The organism is Thermosediminibacter litoriperuensis, assembly GCF_008124715.1.
GTDB classification, from domain to species: domain Bacteria; phylum Bacillota; class Thermosediminibacteria; order Thermosediminibacterales; family Thermosediminibacteraceae; genus Thermosediminibacter; species Thermosediminibacter litoriperuensis.
Window position 1 is genome coordinate 16,057 of sequence record NZ_VNHO01000024.1, and the last position, 17,380, is coordinate 33,436.

Annotated in this window: 22 protein-coding genes and 1 pseudogene; 16 read left to right on the plus strand and 7 right to left on the minus strand. The window is 47.0% G+C overall.

Annotated elements, in window-relative coordinates; genetic code table 11:
* Nucleotides 1-131: 131 nt before the first annotated feature.
* From LZ11_RS09525 to LZ11_RS09540, 4 genes are read right to left on the minus strand one after another with little or no spacing between them, the layout of a single operon-like run.
* The gene (locus LZ11_RS09525) at nt 132-1,502 is read right to left on the minus strand and encodes a PTS fructose transporter subunit IIC (RefSeq protein ID WP_148867656.1); all 1,371 of its coding nucleotides are present in this window, start codon (nt 1,500-1,502) and stop codon (nt 132-134) included.
* Between the two features lie 18 nt (nt 1,503-1,520).
* Complete coding sequence (locus LZ11_RS09530) at nt 1,521-1,982, minus strand: PTS sugar transporter subunit IIA (protein WP_148867657.1); 462 nt, start codon at nt 1,980-1,982, stop codon at nt 1,521-1,523.
* 12 nt (nt 1,983-1,994) lie between these two features.
* Nucleotides 1,995-2,927, minus strand: coding sequence for a 1-phosphofructokinase (pfkB, locus tag LZ11_RS09535; RefSeq protein WP_148867658.1), 933 nt, complete (start codon nt 2,925-2,927; stop codon nt 1,995-1,997).
* Between the two features lie 5 nt (nt 2,928-2,932).
* Nucleotides 2,933-3,715: a DeoR family transcriptional regulator gene (locus LZ11_RS09540; RefSeq protein WP_148867659.1), complete on the minus strand. Its 783-nt coding sequence runs from the start codon at nt 3,713-3,715 to the stop codon at nt 2,933-2,935.
* A 202-nt stretch (nt 3,716-3,917) separates the two neighbouring features.
* Here LZ11_RS09540 and LZ11_RS09545 point away from each other — a divergent pair, with 202 nt between their 5' ends.
* The 4 genes from LZ11_RS09545 to hpf all read left to right on the plus strand — a co-directional run bounded on the left by LZ11_RS09545 (nt 3,918) and on the right by hpf (nt 7,687).
* The gene (locus LZ11_RS09545) at nt 3,918-4,466 is read left to right on the plus strand and encodes a LemA family protein (RefSeq protein ID WP_148867677.1); all 549 of its coding nucleotides are present in this window, start codon (nt 3,918-3,920) and stop codon (nt 4,464-4,466) included.
* 5 nt (nt 4,467-4,471) lie between these two features.
* A complete protein-coding gene (locus LZ11_RS09550) occupies nt 4,472-5,311 on the plus strand; it encodes a TPM domain-containing protein (protein WP_148867660.1) in 840 nt (279 codons plus the stop codon).
* Between the two features lie 92 nt (nt 5,312-5,403).
* Nucleotides 5,404-7,059 (plus strand): nucleoside kinase, encoded by a 1,656-nt coding sequence (locus LZ11_RS09555; protein WP_148867661.1) that lies wholly within the window; start codon nt 5,404-5,406, stop codon nt 7,057-7,059.
* Between the two features lie 85 nt (nt 7,060-7,144).
* Nucleotides 7,145-7,687 (plus strand): ribosome hibernation-promoting factor, HPF/YfiA family, encoded by a 543-nt coding sequence (hpf, locus tag LZ11_RS09560; protein ID WP_148867662.1) that lies wholly within the window; start codon nt 7,145-7,147, stop codon nt 7,685-7,687.
* Nucleotides 7,688-7,710: 23 nt separating this feature from the next.
* Here hpf and LZ11_RS09565 read toward each other — a convergent pair whose 3' ends face one another.
* Nucleotides 7,711-7,971, minus strand: a complete 261-nt coding sequence (locus tag LZ11_RS09565) for a hypothetical protein (RefSeq protein WP_148867663.1) — start codon at nt 7,969-7,971, stop codon at nt 7,711-7,713.
* A 160-nt stretch (nt 7,972-8,131) separates the two neighbouring features.
* Between LZ11_RS09565 and LZ11_RS09570 the strand changes: the two genes are divergently transcribed.
* The 12 genes from LZ11_RS09570 (at nt 8,132) to hag (ending at nt 16,035) form a co-directional block, all read left to right on the plus strand.
* Entirely contained in the window at nt 8,132-8,854 is a 723-nt protein-coding gene (locus LZ11_RS09570) for a ComFC family protein (RefSeq protein WP_148867664.1), read from the plus strand.
* A gap of 18 nt (nt 8,855-8,872) precedes the next feature.
* Nucleotides 8,873-9,268 carry a TIGR03826 family flagellar region protein gene (locus LZ11_RS09575; protein ID WP_148867665.1) on the plus strand — a complete coding sequence of 132 codons (396 nt, stop codon included), beginning with the start codon at nt 8,873-8,875 and terminating at the stop codon, nt 9,266-9,268.
* 134 nt (nt 9,269-9,402) lie between these two features.
* On the plus strand, nt 9,403-9,699 hold the full coding sequence (flgM, locus tag LZ11_RS09580; protein WP_148867666.1) for a flagellar biosynthesis anti-sigma factor FlgM: 297 nt from the start codon (nt 9,403-9,405) through the stop codon (nt 9,697-9,699).
* A gap of 13 nt (nt 9,700-9,712) precedes the next feature.
* A complete protein-coding gene (locus LZ11_RS09585) occupies nt 9,713-10,198 on the plus strand; it encodes a flagellar protein FlgN (RefSeq protein WP_148867667.1) in 486 nt (161 codons plus the stop codon).
* A gap of 18 nt (nt 10,199-10,216) precedes the next feature.
* Nucleotides 10,217-11,614 carry a flagellar hook-associated protein FlgK gene (flgK, locus tag LZ11_RS09590; RefSeq protein ID WP_148867668.1) on the plus strand — a complete coding sequence of 466 codons (1,398 nt, stop codon included), beginning with the start codon at nt 10,217-10,219 and terminating at the stop codon, nt 11,612-11,614.
* A gap of 8 nt (nt 11,615-11,622) precedes the next feature.
* A complete protein-coding gene (flgL, locus tag LZ11_RS09595; RefSeq protein ID WP_148867669.1) occupies nt 11,623-12,789 on the plus strand; it encodes a flagellar hook-associated protein FlgL in 1,167 nt (388 codons plus the stop codon).
* Nucleotides 12,790-12,858: 69 nt separating this feature from the next.
* Nucleotides 12,859-13,437, plus strand: a complete 579-nt coding sequence (locus tag LZ11_RS09600; protein ID WP_148867670.1) for a DUF6470 family protein — start codon at nt 12,859-12,861, stop codon at nt 13,435-13,437.
* A gap of 49 nt (nt 13,438-13,486) precedes the next feature.
* Nucleotides 13,487-13,846: a nucleotidyltransferase domain-containing protein gene (locus LZ11_RS09605; protein ID WP_148867671.1), complete on the plus strand. Its 360-nt coding sequence runs from the start codon at nt 13,487-13,489 to the stop codon at nt 13,844-13,846.
* Nucleotides 13,809-14,201 carry a nucleotidyltransferase substrate binding protein gene (locus LZ11_RS09610; RefSeq protein ID WP_148867672.1) on the plus strand — a complete coding sequence of 131 codons (393 nt, stop codon included), beginning with the start codon at nt 13,809-13,811 and terminating at the stop codon, nt 14,199-14,201. The genes LZ11_RS09605 and LZ11_RS09610 overlap by 38 nt, the downstream gene beginning before the upstream one ends.
* An 18-nt stretch (nt 14,202-14,219) precedes the next feature.
* Nucleotides 14,220-14,675: a flagellar assembly protein FliW gene (gene fliW / locus LZ11_RS09615; RefSeq protein ID WP_246110787.1), complete on the plus strand. Its 456-nt coding sequence runs from the start codon at nt 14,220-14,222 to the stop codon at nt 14,673-14,675.
* Nucleotides 14,669-14,923: a carbon storage regulator CsrA gene (gene csrA / locus LZ11_RS09620; protein ID WP_148867674.1), complete on the plus strand. Its 255-nt coding sequence runs from the start codon at nt 14,669-14,671 to the stop codon at nt 14,921-14,923. Before fliW ends, csrA begins: the two co-directional genes overlap by 7 nt.
* A 221-nt stretch (nt 14,924-15,144) precedes the next feature.
* Complete coding sequence (gene hag / locus LZ11_RS09625) at nt 15,145-16,035, plus strand: flagellin Hag (RefSeq protein ID WP_148867675.1); 891 nt, start codon at nt 15,145-15,147, stop codon at nt 16,033-16,035.
* Nucleotides 16,036-16,480: 445 nt separating this feature from the next.
* Here the strand turns inward: hag and LZ11_RS13185 are convergent.
* Together LZ11_RS13185 and LZ11_RS09640 are read right to left on the minus strand one after the other, a co-directional pair.
* A pseudogene (locus LZ11_RS13185) lies at nt 16,481-16,755 on the minus strand (transposase); the annotation flags it as partial.
* A 365-nt stretch (nt 16,756-17,120) separates the two neighbouring features.
* A partial coding sequence (locus LZ11_RS09640) for an ATP-binding protein (RefSeq protein ID WP_170240355.1) occupies nt 17,121-17,380 on the minus strand: 260 nt, incomplete at its 5' end.

Sequence of the window (17,380 nt, forward strand, 5' to 3'; positions counted from 1 at the left end):
CGCTAATTATACAATTTACTACAAAATCCTTCAGAAAGCGCATATATGTATACAGTATTTTTGGGATGTGGTTACAGCCCTTATAAATAAAAAATAATAAGCAAAAGGGAGGTCACGCTGACCTCCCTTGCTTACTTAGCGACCTTCTTTTTTAGAGCTGTTACCATCAGAGCCGTTACAACGGTACCCCCAATTATCGACACCACGTACATCGGCAGGTTTCCGACAGCATTGGGAATGGGCAGTACGAAAATACCACCGTGCGGCACCCTTAAAGTTGCTCCGAAGAGCATGGACAGGGCTCCGGTTACCGCAGAACCCGCCATAATAGAAGGTATGACCCTCAGGGGATCGGCAGCTGCAAAAGGTATCGCCCCTTCGGTTATGAAGGAAATACCCAGTACCCATGCAGCTTTACCCGCCTCTATTTCATCCTCTGTGAAGCGATCCCTAGCGATTAAAGTCGCGAGAGCCAGCCCAAGGGGAGGGGTCATGCCGGCAGCCATGACGGCGGCCATAGGGGCGTAGATTTCCGACGCTAAAAGGCCGGTGGCGAAGGTGTAGGCGGCTTTATTGACCGGGCCGCCCATATCGAAGGCCATCATAAGGCCCAGGATCAACCCCAGCAGCACGGCGTTGGCCTTGCTCATGCCCGCCAGCCAGTTGGTCAGGACCGTCATTATTGATTTTATAGGGGTTCCTATTACATAAATCATGAGAAGGCCGACTATGAGACAGGATAATACCGGCAGCACGAGCACGGGCATGATGCCTTCTAGAGTCCTAGGGAGCTTAATGCTCTTTTTCAGGAAATCTACCGTATATCCCGCAAGAAAACCGGAAATTATACCTCCCAGGAAACCTGCACCGGTGCTAACTGCCAGCATACCGCCCACCATGCCGGGTACGAGCCCTGGTTTGTCGGCGATGGAATAAGCAATAAACCCTGACAGGATGGGTATCATAAGTGCGAAGGCCGAGCCTCCACCTATCTGCATTAAAGCGGCCGGCAGGGTCCCCTGGTTTTGGAAAGCGTTTATACCGAAAGCAAAGGATATAGCTATGAGGATGCCACCGGCGACTACAAACGGGATCATGTAGGACACGCCGGTCATAAGGTGTTTGTACGCTCCCGTCCGGGAGGCTGCCCTATCCTTATGAATTTCTTCGATCTTTTCCACGTAACCGGCCGGTTTCTCCATTTTTAACGCTTTTTCTATAAGGGATTTGGCATCTTTAATAGCCTGTTCCACCGGTACTTCCAGCACTGGCTTTCCCTGGAACCTGCTCCTGTCGACCTTAGTGGCGGCGGCGATTATAACCGCATCCGCCTGCTTTATGTCTTCCTCAGATAACTTGTTCTCGATACCTACGGAACCCTGGGTCTCGACTTTGATATCTATCCCCAGTTCCTTAGCAGCTATCGACAGGTTTTCGGCCGCCATGTAGGTATGGGCGATTCCCGTAGGGCATGCCGTTACCGCCACAATTTTTTTACTCATCTGATACCCCCCTAAAAGTTAATTTACCCGCACGTCAACACTCAGAGCTTCAAGTACCTTTTCCTGAGTGTCAGCCTCATTGAGCGCCCTTCTCACCTCCTCGTGCATTAGTTTCCTGGAAAGGGTGCTAATAAGTTCCAGGTGAAGGTCATGGGATTCTTCCGGAACGGCTATAAGGAAGAATAAATGAGCCGGCTTGCCGTCGAGGGAGTCAAAATCTATCCCCCTTTCAGACTTTCCGAAAGCTACCGCAGCCCTCTTTACAGATTTGCTTTTGCCGTGAGGAATAGCAATGCCCATCCCAATACCCGTAGTATAGGTTTTTTCTCTCTCCCATACAGCGTGGAAGAATTCCTCTTTATCGGCGATCAAGCCGCGGTTCACCAGAAGAGAAATCAGCTCTTTTATTACTGATTCTTTATCGGTACTTTTGAGATTAAGGTCGATACAATCTTTGTTCAGAATGTCTCTGATTCTCATTGCTATCTCCTTTCAGATGTGGATTTCCGTTATTCTCACTTTATCGATAAGGCTGCTGAAGACTTTAACGTCTACAGGTTGGGTGCCTTCCCTGGTAACTGCGCAAGCCGCTGCAGCAGAAGCCATTTTCACCGCCTGCCTTATATCCAGGCCGTTTTCCAGGGCCAGGGCGAAACCGGCCACCATGGCGTCTCCGGCTCCAGCGGTACTCCTGACTTCCACGTCCAACGGCGGGACTGAGTATGCCCTATCCCGGGTGACGGTCAGGCTGCCCCGGGGTCCCATGGATACCGATACTACTTCAACGCCTCTTTCTATAAGAGGCAGTGCTGCCGCGATTATATCTTCAGGGGTTTTTAGTTTCTTTCCGACCAGCCCGGAAAGTTCGTGGATGTTAGGTTTTATCAAATACGGGGCGGCTTCGATGCCGTATTTGAGCGCGTCGTTTTCGGCGTCGAGGATGACCTTCGCGCCGGAATCGCGGACGCTTAAAATGGCCTCCCTGTAGAAATCCCTTTCGATCCCGGGGGGCAGGCTGCCTGCCAGCACCAGTACGCGAGCCCTGAGAGCCCAGTATTTGATTTTTTCTATCAGAGCTCTCGCTTCCCGAAAATTAACTTCCGGTCCGAGCTCGTTGATATCAGTAAATGTCGACGAATTCTCGTCGATGAGTTTTATGTTTACCCTGATCGAGTTCTGTATGACGGTAAAATCAGCGGCAATCCCCAGAGCTTCCAGGTATTTGACGATAAAATCATCATCGCCGCCTAGAAATCCGAGGCACGCCGCATCACCGCCAAGAGCTTTTACATTTTTGGCTACGTTTATGCCCTTACCTCCGGCATCAACCCGCGACCTTATGACTCTGTTTATCTTTCCTATTTTAAAGTCTTTTACTATGATGGTTCTGTCTAAAGCTGGATTGGCAGTAACAGTTACGATCAATGGCTTCACCCTTTCTCCGGATGGATGATTTCGGTTCCTGCTTCCTCAAAGGATGTGACCCATTTTAGGTCTACGTTACGGTCGGTTATGATAGCGGCGATATCTGAAAGGTTCGCAAATCTTACAAAAGTCGAAATTCCGAATTTAGTATGGTCGGCAACTATATAGGGTTGCGACGATATTTCAATCATAACCCTTTTTGTGGTGGCCTCTATTATATTGGGGGTAGTAATGCCATCTAGGGCGACGCCGTTGGCTCCGATGAAGGCTTTGTCAACCTTGAATTCTTTTAAGTTTTTCTCGGCAATGGGGCCTACAAGGGCCCTCGTTTCTTTTCTGAATATACCGCCGACCAAAATTACTTCGATATCCTCGTCCGTAAAAAGTTCCATCGCTATTACGGGGGAATTGGTCACGACAGTTATCCTCTTGCCTTTTAAATTTCTTGCTATGCTCAAAGTGGTAGTGCCCGAGTCGAGGAGAATGGTATCGCCGTCTTTTACCAGTTTGGAGGACAGTATTCCGATTTCCTTCTTTGAGGCAGCCTCTTTGGATTCCTTTTCTAAATACGTTGGTTCGTAGTGAGAGTGCTGCAGGATAGCCCCTCCATGGGTCCTTTGGATGTAGCCCTGATCTTCCAGAAACTGCAAATCCCTTCTTATAGTGGATTCGGATACACCAAAGGTCCTTGCAAGTTCCGAAACGGTTATGCTTTTGGTATTTTTGATCATGTCGGCGATTTTTAATCTGCGCTCTTCGGCAAACAAATCGATTACCCCCATTGTGATCGTTTATGAAAGATTTTGAGATATAAAATGCTCATATATGAATGATTATTACTACTCATGATTATATTATGATCGAATATTTTTGTCAATTGAAAGATTATAATAAGTACACCTGCGATAAATTGATGGTATAATTAATGTATCAAAAATATATTTAGGGGGGTCATCTTTGAAATATAGAGCAACCACCACGATTTTCGCCATGGCCGTGATACTCGTGATGCTTTCGGTATACGCCTTCGGCGGCTACAACGGCCTTGTGACCGCAGAGGAGGACGTAAACAGCAAGTGGAGTCAGGTGGAAAACCAGCTCCAGAGAAGAGCCGACCTGATTCCGAATCTGGTGGAAACGGTGAGGGGTTACGCGGCTCACGAACAGGAGATATTCACCGAGGTTACCAGGGCCCGCGAAAAACTCATAGGCGCCGGCTCCGTGGCGGAAAAGGCCCAGGCCGAGGCCGAACTTTCCAGCGCCCTATCGCGTTTGCTGGCCATTGTGGAAAACTATCCTAATTTGAAAGCCGACGCCAACTTCAGGCAGCTGGCCGACGAGCTGGCGGGCACCGAGAACCGGATAGCTGTGGCCAGAATGGACTACAACAACGCCGTCCAGAGGTACAACAGTAAAATACGCAGCTTCCCGACGATTATCATCGCCAGATTTATGGGTTTTGATAAAAAAGAATACTTCAAAGCTGAAGAGGGAGCCCTGCAGGCGCCGAAGGTGGATTTTGGCAAAAAAGGAGACTAATAAAAATGGATACGAAAAAATCCGTTTTATCAATTCTTTTTATGGTTTTAACCACCGTAATGTGCCTTGCAGGATTTTTGCCGGCCGCCCGGGCTGCCGAGCCCGTCCCCGCCCGGCCTTCGGACCTTTTGTACGTGTACGATCACGCCGGCCTAATAGACCAAGCCGATGAGGCGAGGATGAGGGAAGTGGCGAAAGCTATAGACGATAAAACCGGAGCCCAGGTGGTAGTGGTGACGGTGAACGACCTGGCAGGCAGGACGATAGAAGATTATGCCCTGACGCTTTTCAGGAGCTGGGGCATAGGGGACAGGGAGAAGAACAACGGTGTTTTGATCCTGGTGAATAAAGAGAACCTGCTGGCTGAAAGGAGCGGCCGGATTCGCATAGAGGTGGGTTACGGCCTTGAAGGGACGATAACCGATGGGAAGGCCGGGTGGATCCTCGACACTTATGCCCTGCCCGCTTTTGAAAAAAGGGAATTCTCCAGAGGTATAGCGGATACCTTCATGGCCGTTGCGGCCGAAGTCGCCCGGGAGTACGGCCTCGATCTGGAACAGGGTGAGCTTTCCGATCTCTCCGTTTATGTCCGGGAAGAAAGCATACCTTTTGATCTGATACTTGCCATGTTAGTGTTTATCGTCGCTGCAATTATCATCACGAGCAGAGGCAGGAGAGCAGCACACCGGTGGCCCTTCGACGACCACGGGCCTTTCTGGGGCCCCTTCAGCGGAGGGGGATTCGGTGGAGGTTTCGGTGGCGGGAGCGGTTTTGGAGGAGGCTTCGGCGGCGGAGGCGGAAGTTTTGGAGGAGGTTCCAGCGGCGGCGGGGGAGCAAGCCGGTAAAACTTCTGGTACAGGTATTTTTTGGCTGGTGTTACGTTATAATAATCATGAACGGATTATTTCTTATTTTCCCAAAGGGCGGGTGACTGATTTTGAGGGTTTTTATTAAAGGCGTCGGAGAGAGGTCTTACGAGGGTCCCGTTACCTTCCTCGAGATATCCCGGGAAGTTCAGGAGGCTTTTTCATCGCCTGTAGCCGCTGCTGTCATGGGAAACAGGGTTTACGACCTGGAGCATACCTTAACCGGCGATGCTGATATAGAATTTCTGGATCTTTCCACCGAAGCCGGCATGAGGATTTACGCGAGAACCCTCGTTTTTGTTTTCATAAAGGCTTGCAGCGATGTTCTGCCCGGCAGCCGGGTGCACGTAGAGCACTCCATAGGCGATGGGATATACTGTGAAGTGTACTGGAAGGAACCCATCGGTGAAGACGACGTGGAATCGATAGAAAAGAGGATGCAGGAACTGGTCGATAAGGATATACCTATAGTTAAAAGAAGAATGGCCGTCGAGGATGCGGCGATCGAGTTCAAGAAAATGGGATGGGATGATAAGGTACGAGTGTTGAAATACGTTAAAAAAGACTACGTGGACGTATATGAACTCGACGGCTTGAAAGGCTTTTTTCACGGTTATCTCCTGCCGTCCACCGGATACGTCCGGTGGTTCAAGCTGAAGTTTTACCTGCCGGGTATAATCCTGCAGCACCCTCGCCGGGAAAACCCGACCGGGCTACTTCCCTTTAAAGAACAGCCTAAGCTTTTTAAGGCAATCAGGGAATCCGAGCGATGGGCCCATATCCTGGGAGTTGCCGATGCTGGGGCGTTAAACGATTATATAACCTCCGGCCGGGCCGGAGAAATTATAAGAATTGCCGAAGCGCTCCACGAAAAGAAAATAGCTCAAATAGCCGACACCATTTACGAAAACAGAGATATGCTCAGGGTGATACTGATCGCGGGCCCATCGTCGTCCGGCAAGACCACCTTCGCTCAGAGGTTGATGGTACAGCTCAGGGTCAACGGGTTAAGGCCCATATCCATATCCCTGGACGATTATTTCGTAGAACGGGATAAAACGCCGCTGGACAGCGATGGAAAACCTGATTTCGAGGCTCTGGAAGCTATAGACCTGAAACTTTTCAACCAGCACCTCGCTGCTTTAATACAAGGCAAGGAGGTGTACCTGCCCAAGTACAATTTCATTACCGGAAAAAGGGAATTTCAAAGGATTCCCGTCAAGATCGAAAAAGATCAGCCCATCCTGGTTGAAGGTATACACGCCCTCAACGAGAACCTCACCTTTGCCATCCCGAAGGAGGATAAGTTCAAAATTTACGTCAGTGCCCTTACGCAGCTGTCCATAGACAATCACAACTACATCTCCACCACAGACACCAGGCTCCTCAGGCGCATCGTCCGGGACAGCCGCTGCCGCGGGGCCGACGCCAGAAGAACCATAGCCATGTGGCCTTCGGTTCAAAAAGGGGCCCAGAAGTATATTTTCTCGTTTCAGGAAGAGGCTGACGTGATGTTCAACTCGGCCCTGGTCTACGAGCTTGCGGTGTGGAAGAAGTACGCCGAGCCGCTTTTGAAGGAAATAAAGCCCGAGCACCCGGAATACGTGACGGCCGGGTATCTTCTGAAGCTGCTGGAGTACTTCGAACCTCTGGAAGAAGAATGGGAAATACCGGCTACCTCAATAATCCGAGAATTTATGGGCAACAGCTGCTTTAAAGTGGGATAATATTGGGAAATCCCCGGTAGATTTCCCGCAGGATTGCTGATATAATTATAATTACAGAATATTAAAACAGAAAGGAGCATCTGTTATGAAAGTAACGGTAAGCGGCAAGAATTTTGAAGTTACTCCGGCCCTGAAAGAATACGCTGAAAAAAAGATAGGAAAATTGAGCAGGCATTTCAATTACTTAAATAACGATAACCTGGAGGCCCAGGTGACGCTTCACGTAGAAAAGGACAGGCATATTGTGGAAGTTACGATACCCGTGAACGATATGATACTGAGAGGCGAAGAAGAGACCAAGGACATGTATTCCTCTATAGACTTGGTTGTGGATAAACTGGAAAAGCAGATTGAAAAATTCAAAACGAAGCTTACAAAAGCCCTGCGGAAGAATTCCGCCAAAAACGGCGCTGTGGCCGAGGGCGAAATCGCCGAAGAAGATGAGCCAAAGGTTGTCAAGATTAAAAGATTTGCGATTAAGCCGATGAGCATAGACGAGGCGGTACTGCAGATGAACCTCCTCGGGCACAATTTCTTCGTTTTCACCAATGCTGAAACCGACGAAATAAACGTGGTTTACAAGAGAAAAGATGGGGATTACGGCCTGATATTCCCCGAAATGCTATAAGCCTGCCCCGGAGGGTAGGTTTTTCAAATTATAATCGGATTGCAAATTGTAAACTCCACGCTAAAACTGACACGCTGGCTCGGGGTTATGGTGATGGTAAGTGTGGCGAAATTATTGACGGTTTCTGGTTGAAACTCTATAGTAAAAGCAACGTTCTTGCTTATTAAAAGCGTAATCAGCGGCAGTATCACGGCAAATGGGTTGCCGGAACTGCTTTTGACGTTGATTTTCTTAAATACGTCTTCGTTGAAAAGTTCCTGTATTTTCTGTATTTCATCCCTCATAAACATACCTGCTTTCTCGAAAAAATCAATCTACTAAATAATATGAGTCTCAGAGCAAAAGTGAAACCAAAAGGTATTTTTTGCCTCATCAAGAAGGAGAAAAATAGAAATCTGTCGAAGTATATTTTAAATGAAAAGTTTTACGAAGGTATAAAAATTTATGCTGTACGGTGGAATCAAAAAAATAACCGGCCTTTTATTGGATGCCCTTTTCCCTGAAAGCCCTTTTTGCGCTGTATGCGGCTCCAGGCTGCCGCAGGGTGAGCGACTGCTCTGCGGGTCGTGCAGGGATAAGATGGAGCCGGTAAGCCCTCCGGTTTGCGTAAAGTGCGGCCGGCCGCTGGATTGGGAAAATGCAGTATGCGCCGACTGCACCGGTAAAGACCGCTATTTTGTGGAGGCAAGAGCCTGGGGCGTTTACCGGGGCGTTCTAAAACAGGTGATACACCTTTATAAGTACCGGGGAGAGCGCCGCCTGAGCGAATTCATAGGCCTTAAGATGCTCGAGGCTCTGGAAAGGCAGAACTGGCCTTCCTTCGATTACCTGGCGGCCGTTCCCCTGCACCCGGAAAGGGAACGGGAGAGGGGGTTCAATCAGTCCCTGCTGCTTGCTGATGTAATCAGCAGCAAGACCGGTATACCTGTTTTCAGAGGGCTCCTCCGGGCAAGGCCGACCGAACACCAGAGCCTTCTGGAAAAACGCTGCAGAGAAGCCAACGTGGCCGGAGCTTTTGCTGTAAAAGACGGCTCCACGATAAAGGAAAGGACCCTGCTTCTCATCGATGACGTCTATACCACGGGCAGCACGGCCGACGAGTGTTCAAAGGCCCTGCTTAAAGCCGGGGCTGCCGGAGTTTACGTGCTCACCGCCGCAAGAGGGTAATTACTGGAGGTGAATGGAGTGGAGATTAGGAACTGCCCGGTGTGCGGTAAGGTATTTGTTTTCGTGGCCAGAAACCTTTGTCCCGAATGCATCGCAAAAGAGGAGGAGGAATTTCGGAAGGTAAAGGATTACCTTTATGAATTTCCGGGCGCAACTATGGAAGAAATTTCCGAAAAAACCGGGGTTTCTCCCAAAAAGATACTGGAGTTTTTGAGGGAAGGGCGGCTGCTCCTCAAAAAGGAAAATGTGAACATACTACTCCGCTGCCAAATGTGCGGTTCTCCCATTCTCACCGGGCGAATCTGTGAAAAATGCGCCGGTGAAATGAAGAGGAGGTTCGGCCTTAGCAAAACCCCCCTGAATCAAGGTGAAGACATGAAAGGTAGAATACACCTCAGCCGGTATCAAAAATAGAGAAACTCGGGCAAAAAACAAAGAATTTCAGATTAATTTCAAAATAATTGCGGCAAACCGCCGGATATGCGCCTCATTCGCGCGCTTTTTTTATGCGATAAATTATATAGAACCTACGCGAAAGGGGATTACGCATGAACATAAACCGGACCGGTTTGGAGGGCGTTATAAAACTCTACGAAACCGCTGCCAGAGAAATCGAGAGAAAATCAGAAAAAAAGAGCGATAAGCCTTGGGCCGACAAGATCAGCCTTTCATCAGATGCTGTGGAATTAAGAAAAGCTCTTGAACTTGCCTCGAAGACCGGGGAAATATGGGAGGAAAAGGTTGCGCTGCTCAAGGAAAGAATTGAAAAGGGCACCTACAATATTGAAGGAAGACTAATAGCTGGGAAGATGATCGAGGATTTCCTGGGGGGAAAATTGATATAGCGGGGGCTTTTCTATGGACTATTTGGGGGTTGCCAATGAACTTATTAAAAATATAAAAAAGCAAGTAGAAATCTATAAGGAACTGCTCGGGCTTTCGCAAAAAAAAACGGATATCCTGGTCATGGGTGATGTAAAAACCCTGGGGGAGATAACGGATTTAGAACAGGAATTAATAGTAAGGCTCGGCAGGATAGAAGACGAGAGGATGAAAATAGTTGCGGGCATTGCCGGAGAAGAAATTACCGTCAGCCGGCTGGCAGAGAAACTCCCGGAAGATATAAAGCTGGAACTTGAAAGGATATCCGGAGAACTTAAGGAAGTTCTCTCAAAACTCCGCGACAGGAATGAAATCAACGAGAAGCTCATTCGAAGAGCTCTTGAATACATCAATTACTCTCTTGAAATCATGGCCGGGGCCGGCAAACAGAGCACCGGCTACAGTGCCGACGGGAAAACCGCGGAAAAGGAGACCATCAGACTGATCGACAAAAGAGCGTAGACGGGACGGTGAACTATTTTGTATTCCGGCTTTTTTGGCATCGAAATCGCAAAAAGAGCGCTCTTTGCCCAGCAGAGGGCGCAGGAAAACGTATCCCATAACGTAGCCAACGCCAACACGCCCGGATATTCCAGGCAGCGGCCCGTATTGGAGGCGACCTATACCAAGCCCTGGGCCGGCATGTATACCGCTGCTGGGGCTGCGCAGGCCGGAACCGGGGTTCGGGTGGCCGACATCGTCAGGATAAGGGACACTTTCACCGATATGCAGTACAGGAACGAGAACTCGTCTCTCGGCCAGTGGTCGGTGCAGGCCGATATACTCCGGCAGGTGGAGGCGGTGTTCAACGAACCCTCCGATATAGGCGTTTCTTCGGTGCTGACCCAGTTCTGGCAGGCTCTAGAGGAGCTTTCCAAAAACCCCGAGGCTATAGAAATAAGGGAAACGGTGAAGGAGAGGGCGGTAACCCTGGCCGACACCGTGAACCACGTGACTACCAAACTCACGGAAATGCTGGATGACATAAACTTCAGGATTTCCGTGAAGGTAGACGAGGTAAACACCCTGGCACGCCAGATAGCAGACCTAAACGCCCAGATACAGCAGATGGAAATAACCGGCATCACGGCCAGCGACCTGAGAGACAAGCGCGACGTGTTGCTTGACGACCTGTCGAAACTGGTAAACATAAACACGTACGAAGATGAGAACGGCGTCTTCACGGTCAACGTGGGAGGCGCCATCCTGGTGAAGGGCAACGATTACGAGATAATGTCCTTCGACGGGGCGAACATCAAATGGCAGGTTTATAACACTCCGGTAAACATAGCGAAGGGTGAACTGAAAGGTTTGCTTGAACTGAGGGATCAAAAAGTAAAAACATATCTTGATTCCATCAAGACCTTTGCCCAAACCCTGGCGGGGGAGTTCAACAAAATTCATAAAAGCGGCTACGACCTAAAGGGAGATCCAGGAGAAGACTTCTTCATATATAATGATTCCCTTTCGGGCAGCATCCTCTCGGTAAACCCTAACATACTGAAAGATGTGAAATTGATCGCCGCCGCTCAAGACCCGGATGCGGTTCCCGGCGATAACCGCAACGCACTTAAGCTGGCTGATCTGAAGTATGTAAAACTGTTTTCGCAGAGTAGTACGCTAGACGAATACTACGGGTCCCTGATTGCAAGGCTGGGGATCGATTCCCAACAATCCATACGCATGACGGAGAGCCAGGAGTTCATGGTGAGCCAGCTGGATGAGCAGAGGAAAGCCGTGTCATCGGTCTCGCTGGATGAGGAAATGAGCAGAATGATCATGTTCCAGCATGCGTACAACGCGGCGGCCAGGATGGTGACAGCCATCGATGAAATGCTGGACATTGTCGTCAATCGCATGGGAATAACCGGAAGGTAGGGATGTAGATGCGGGTAACCCAGGGAATGATAACCGAAGCTTTTATTAGAAACCTGAACCAAAATTTGAGAAGGCTCGGTAAAAAGGAGGACATGCTGGCTTCAGGCAAAAGAGTCCGGTTGCCTTCCGACGATCCGGTTTCAGCCACGCTCGCCATGAGGCTTCGCGATACCCTCTTAACCGTAGAGCAGTACACCAAAAACGCCGAGGACGCCATAACCTGGCTTAAAAATACCGAGACCGCCTTGGCCAATACCGGGGATATCCTTCAGCGGATAAGGGAGCTTACCGTATATGCGGCCAACGATACCCTCTCCGCCGAGGACCGAGAAATGGTGCTGGATGAGATAACCCAGCTAAAACACCAGCTGCTGCAGGAAGCCAATGCGAGCCATAACAAAAAGTATCTCTTCAGCGGATACTTCACCGACAAGGCGCCTTTTTATGTCAGTGCGGATGGAAGTATAAAGGCAATAGATGATTTTTTAAAGCCCCAAAAGGTGCAGGTTCTAAGCGATAGTGGTACCGGGATCACAGCCGGTACAGTTGATATCTCACAACTCGGGCCTAATGTCACCGTAGGAAGGTATGAAATAATAGTGTCTGGTTACGATGGAGCCACAGCCAATATAGCAATAAAGGATGGGAGCGGAAGCTTAATTGCCCAGAGTTCGGGTCCGGTAAACCAGGACATACAGATAGGTGATTTTTACCTAGCCTTCTCCAAATACCCCATAACCGGAGACGGCACAGCTGAGATAATCCTTTCGCAGGATTCCACCAATTACAATATCGGAAGACTGAACAACATGACCGTGAACGTTCCGGGACAGGAAGTTTTTTCGGAAATATTTAAAGTTGTAGAAGAAATAGAGAAGGCTATTCAAAGCAACAATGCCGGTGAGATTTCCGGGAAACTTGGCAATCTGGACGATGCCATCGATATAGTGTTAAAATACCGCTCGCAGATAGGCGCCAGGATAAACAGGCTTGAAGCCACAAAGACAAGACTGGAATACAATAACATCGATTATACGGAATTGCTTTCGAGAACGGAAGACGTAGATGTGGCGAAACTCATAATGGACCTGAAAATGGAAGAAAACGTATACAGGGCATCCCTCGCCGTAGGCGCACGGATAATCCAGCCCACCCTGGTGGATTTTTTAAGGTAAAATATTGAATCCGGCCTAAAGCTAAAAGCCATAGGCCGCTTTTTATTCGGTTTTGGGAAGGTGCCATTCATGCGCGTATATACCCTTGACATAAAGTTTTCCTTCGGAGAGCTCGGCATAGACTATCAAAAGGGGAATATGGAAATAAAAAAGGATATAGCAGGCGGCTTCGATTTGAAGAAAAGCACGCCAGAGCTCTATATAAAAGTGGAGCACCCGAGGATAGATAAGATAGACATCGAAGCCCCCCTTGCCGAAATCGGCCTGGCCGATATGCCTGAACTTTCCAGGCGGTGGTTTTACGAAGCGAGGGATTTAACCTGGCAGGCGGTGGAAAAAATAGTAAGAGAAGGCGATGCGCTCGGCGCCATAGAAAAGGGGATATCCATTTCGGATTTGACAGAATTAAGCGCCTTTCCAGAAAAGGACTTCAACGTGGATTTCATACCCCGCACCCCGCCCGAGATCCATTTTAGAGAAGGAAAAGTAGACGTAAGTCTGAAGGAGGGCTGCGTAGAGGTAAGCGTAAACCCCTTTCCGCTGGATGTGTCCTACGAATATGCCGAGGTAAAGCCCTTTTTGGAAAAACCCCCTTATATAAAAATCAAAGCTGTAAAAGTAGGAGAGTATATGGACATTAGAATTTAATTTTTGTAATGCTATGAAATGATAAAATATATAGGATGGTTGGTTTTTTATGCTTTCAGGAAACTTAAAGGGTGAAGGAAAAGAGATTTATATTGATGATAAAATTTTAAAAGAATTGTCTAGAATATTTAATAAATATCCCGCCGTGCAAAAAGTTTTGCTATTCGGCTCAAGGGCAAGGAGAGATTTTAAAAACACCTCGGATGTGGATCTTGCGGTTTTTTCGGAAGATATATCGGAAAGAGAATTTAACCTCCTGGTGAATGAGATAGATGAAATAGATACAGTTTTGTCTTTCGATGTGGTGCATTACGAGAAACTAAAGAAGGATTCCTTAAGGGAAAGTATTTTAAGAGATGGGGTTTTGGTGTATGAAAGAAAGAATGATCGAGAGGTTAAAGGATTTTAAAAAAGCCTTAAAAAGGCTTGAAGAAGGTATAAATATTGAGCCTTCCAATGAAATAATTATAGATGGAGTTATCCAAAGGTTTGAGTTTACTTTCGAGCTTGCGTGGAAGCTTGTCAAGGATTGCCTTGAATATGAGGGAATAGAAGCAAAAAGCCCGAGAAGTGCAATAAGAGAAGGTTTTAAAGCCGGGATAATATCCGACGGAGAAGCATGGATTGAAATGCTGGTTGACAGAAACAAAACCTCTCATATTTACGATGAGGAAGAAGCTAAGGCCATTTACAACAAAATAAAATCACTATATTTAGATTTATTCCGTGAATTAGAAAACCGTGTAAAAAAATATGAAGGGTAAAACCGGAGGAAAAACATAATGAAAATAAAAACGAAATTTTTCGGCGAAATTGAAGTGGGGGAAGAAAAGATAATAAATTTCCCAAGTGGCATAATAGGCTTTGAGGATTTAAAAAGGTTCGTTCTCATAGACCATCCCGGCAGCGATGTCATTAAATGGCTGCAGTCGGTGGACGACCCGGTCATATCGCTACCGGTGGCCGACCCCACCGCCTTTTATTCCGACTACGTTCCCCAAATTTCTAAGGACGACCTAGAGACCATAAAAGTAAAGAACATTGAAGATGCCGTAGTCCTCTGCGTAATAACTGTGCCTGCTGACATCCAGAAGGCCACTATAAACCTCAAGGCTCCCGTAATATTGAACCCCACACGCCGCCTAGCCGACCAGATGATAGCCGAAAATCCCGAATACCGAGTAAAACACCCCCTCCCACTCGCCCAAAAGCAGGAAGGGCGGTGTGCCGGATGCTGATACTCTCAAGAAAAACTGGTCAGAGCATCTCCATAGGAAAAGACATAACCATTAAAATCCTCCATATCGAAGGGGAACGGGTTCAGCTCGGCATATCCGCCCCAAAGGACATGAAAGTTTTACGCACGGAGCTTTATGAGGAGATAAGTGGAGAAAATCGGTATGCGGTAGATATTACGAAGAATGAGATTCTTGAAAAATATTTAATTAGTATGCAAAGAAATAAAAAAGAATATCGAAATGTGTAAAATAATCTCTTTCCCAGAAAAAATGCCATAAACATTAAAAAGTTGGATATATATCCAGAAAAATAAAGAGAACGGCAAAATATCCAAAAATATGAGATTAAATATTTACCCCAGACATTTCGATAATATAGGTGAAAAGAAATTTCGGTCCGGCCGGCCGAATGAGCATATTAAATAACTCCCGCAGGGAAGCGGGGAATAAAATCAGGGAGGATGGTTTTATGAGGATTAATCATAATATCAGCGCATTGAACACATATCGTCAATTGTCGATTAATAACACGTATATGGCCAAATCTTTGGAAAAGCTTTCTTCGGGATTGCGCATAAACCGAGCTGGTGACGACGCTGCAGGTCTCGCTATCTCTGAAAAAATGCGTGGTCAAATTCGTGGTTTGGAAATGGCACAAAAGAACGCGCAAGACGGAATTTCTTTGATTCAAACCGCTGAGGGTGCTCTTAACGAGGTTCACAGCATTTTGCAACGTATGAGAGAATTAGCTGTTCAAGCAGCGAACGATACCAATACAGATGTTGATCGTCAAGAACTTCAGAAAGAAGTGGATCAATTAGCACAAGAAATTACTCGAATTGCAAATACTACTGAGTTTAATACCAAACGGCTTTTAGATGGATCTGCAGATTCTACTTCTGGTGTAGCTAGTGCAGCTGATTTAGTTTTCCATATTGGAGCAAATGAAGGTCAAAAGTTAACTTTATCAATTACTGCAATGGATGCTAACTCGCTTGGAGTTGACGACGGAACTGGCTCTGCTGCAACAAACGGTGGAGATGCAACAGTCAATGGTGGTATAGATATTTCTACCCAAACTGCTGCTGATTCGGCTATTACAGCGATTAATGATGCAATTGAGACAGTTTCCGCAGAACGTGCCAAACTTGGTGCTTATCAGAACCGTCTTGAGCACACTATCAACAATCTCGGTACTGCTGCTGAGAACCTGACTGCAGCAGAGTCCCGTATCCGCGATGTAGACATGGCGAAAGAAATGATGGAGTTTACGAAGCAGAACATCCTCCAGCAGGCCGCCACGGCCATGCTCGCCCAAGCCAATATGATGCCCCAGACAGTGCTGAAACTGCTGGGCTAAGATTAAAAAACATATATCGTGTCAAGGCCCCGGTTACCCGGGGCCTTTTAAAAAATTTTACCGATTTTATTAGAACTGCACATCCGAGAGTTTTCCCAAATATCTCACCCATTACACATCCAGATAAAGCCCAAAAAACTTGCTATCTAATCCATACTTTTTCTGATGAGAACCTGCGCTATTTTATAATTCTGTTTTTAACAAATAGTGAATAGGTTTTTATTATTTTTTCCATTTAAAATTTATTGCCAGTCCTTTGATGAGATCAAGTCTAATTTTTTTGTAAAAATCCCTCTGGCTAGAACCAAGTGTTTCTATCACCACCGCTTGGCCTATAATACCGTCTCGGTCCTTTAGACGTCAAGGATACGCTAGCGCCGGGCTTTGCTCGTCCTTAACACCAGGGGCCTCCGGCGGTTATGAATAGTTATCGGTGGGGATAAAGTTATCTTATTGAAACTACCTTTTCCTTTAATTTTTTTGAGTTTTCTTTTTGCCACTCAAAGTATTCAGCCATATTCAAATACTTTTTGCCAGAAGCCCATTTTTTGTCCTTTTCCATAAGTAATGCTCTTATTAGGCGGATAGCTGATTCACGGTTGGGAAATATCCTGATTACTTTTCACGCTGTCTAATTTTTTCATTTACTTTTTTTAGACTATTGATAATACGAAGTCTTTTTCAATAACATTCAGGAAGTTCCAAGACTGCTATAGCATCTTCAAGACCTTTTTCTAATACATCCATAGCATTAGCAGCTTTGGCTCTTAGTAACATTCTTGCTGTTTTGGCATCCGGGGTCGAATTAGCCTTATCCTGGTATGGATTTCTTTCTGTAAGGCTTTCGGGGTTTTATCGAGGATATTACGCATAAAATAGGTTTGACGCCGCTGCAGGTTGCATCTTGAAAATATTGTCGAATAACGCTTAGTAGCCCGTTATGATGGTCTGAAACTGCTAAATTATGATAGAATCGCAGGCGAAAAGAAAGTGTTATCAACTGCGTATAATGCATGTTTTTTGCAAGAGGAAATTCCCCATTTTTGCAAAGGTTTTTCCCCAGGCACCGGTGGGGAATTTTTATGTTAACTTAATTGCCTCATGAGTGATTGCCTCATCCGGTAGCTTTGACCATCAAAGATCAATAGGTAACTGTGGTGTATTAGCCGGTCAATCATTGCTGCTGTCATCTGCTCATCGTAGAAAATGCTCGCCCAGCGGCTGAATTCCAGGTTAGTGGTAATTACTACACTGCGACGTTCATAGCAGTCCGAAATCACCTGAAAAAGTAGCTGCGCTCCTTCGCGGTCCAAAGGAACATAGCCCCATTCGTCGCAGATCAGAA

Bases quoted from the DNA above. Each gene is read 5' to 3' on its own strand.
- LZ11_RS09525 (WP_148867656.1), bottom strand. From the start codon at position 1,502: ATGAGTAAAAAAATTGTGGCGGTAACGGCATGCCCTACGGGAATCGCC.
- LZ11_RS09530 (WP_148867657.1), bottom strand. From the start codon at position 1,982: ATGAGAATCAGAGACATTCTGAACAAAGATTGTATCGACCTTAATCTC.
- LZ11_RS09545 (WP_148867677.1), top strand. From the start codon at position 3,918: ATGGCCGTGATACTCGTGATGCTTTCGGTATACGCCTTCGGCGGCTAC.
- LZ11_RS09550 (WP_148867660.1), top strand. From the start codon at position 4,472: ATGGATACGAAAAAATCCGTTTTATCAATTCTTTTTATGGTTTTAACC.
- hpf (WP_148867662.1), top strand. From the start codon at position 7,145: ATGAAAGTAACGGTAAGCGGCAAGAATTTTGAAGTTACTCCGGCCCTG.
- LZ11_RS09565 (WP_148867663.1), bottom strand. From the start codon at position 7,971: ATGAGGGATGAAATACAGAAAATACAGGAACTTTTCAACGAAGACGTA.
- LZ11_RS09570 (WP_148867664.1), top strand. From the start codon at position 8,132: ATGCTGTACGGTGGAATCAAAAAAATAACCGGCCTTTTATTGGATGCC.
- flgM (WP_148867666.1), top strand. From the start codon at position 9,403: ATGAACATAAACCGGACCGGTTTGGAGGGCGTTATAAAACTCTACGAA.
- LZ11_RS09585 (WP_148867667.1), top strand. From the start codon at position 9,713: ATGGACTATTTGGGGGTTGCCAATGAACTTATTAAAAATATAAAAAAG.
- flgL (WP_148867669.1), top strand. From the start codon at position 11,623: ATGCGGGTAACCCAGGGAATGATAACCGAAGCTTTTATTAGAAACCTG.
- LZ11_RS09600 (WP_148867670.1), top strand. From the start codon at position 12,859: ATGCGCGTATATACCCTTGACATAAAGTTTTCCTTCGGAGAGCTCGGC.
- LZ11_RS09605 (WP_148867671.1), top strand. From the start codon at position 13,487: ATGCTTTCAGGAAACTTAAAGGGTGAAGGAAAAGAGATTTATATTGAT.
- LZ11_RS09610 (WP_148867672.1), top strand. From the start codon at position 13,809: ATGAAAGAAAGAATGATCGAGAGGTTAAAGGATTTTAAAAAAGCCTTA.
- fliW (WP_246110787.1), top strand. From the start codon at position 14,220: ATGAAAATAAAAACGAAATTTTTCGGCGAAATTGAAGTGGGGGAAGAA.
- csrA (WP_148867674.1), top strand. From the start codon at position 14,669: ATGCTGATACTCTCAAGAAAAACTGGTCAGAGCATCTCCATAGGAAAA.
- hag (WP_148867675.1), top strand. From the start codon at position 15,145: ATGAGGATTAATCATAATATCAGCGCATTGAACACATATCGTCAATTG.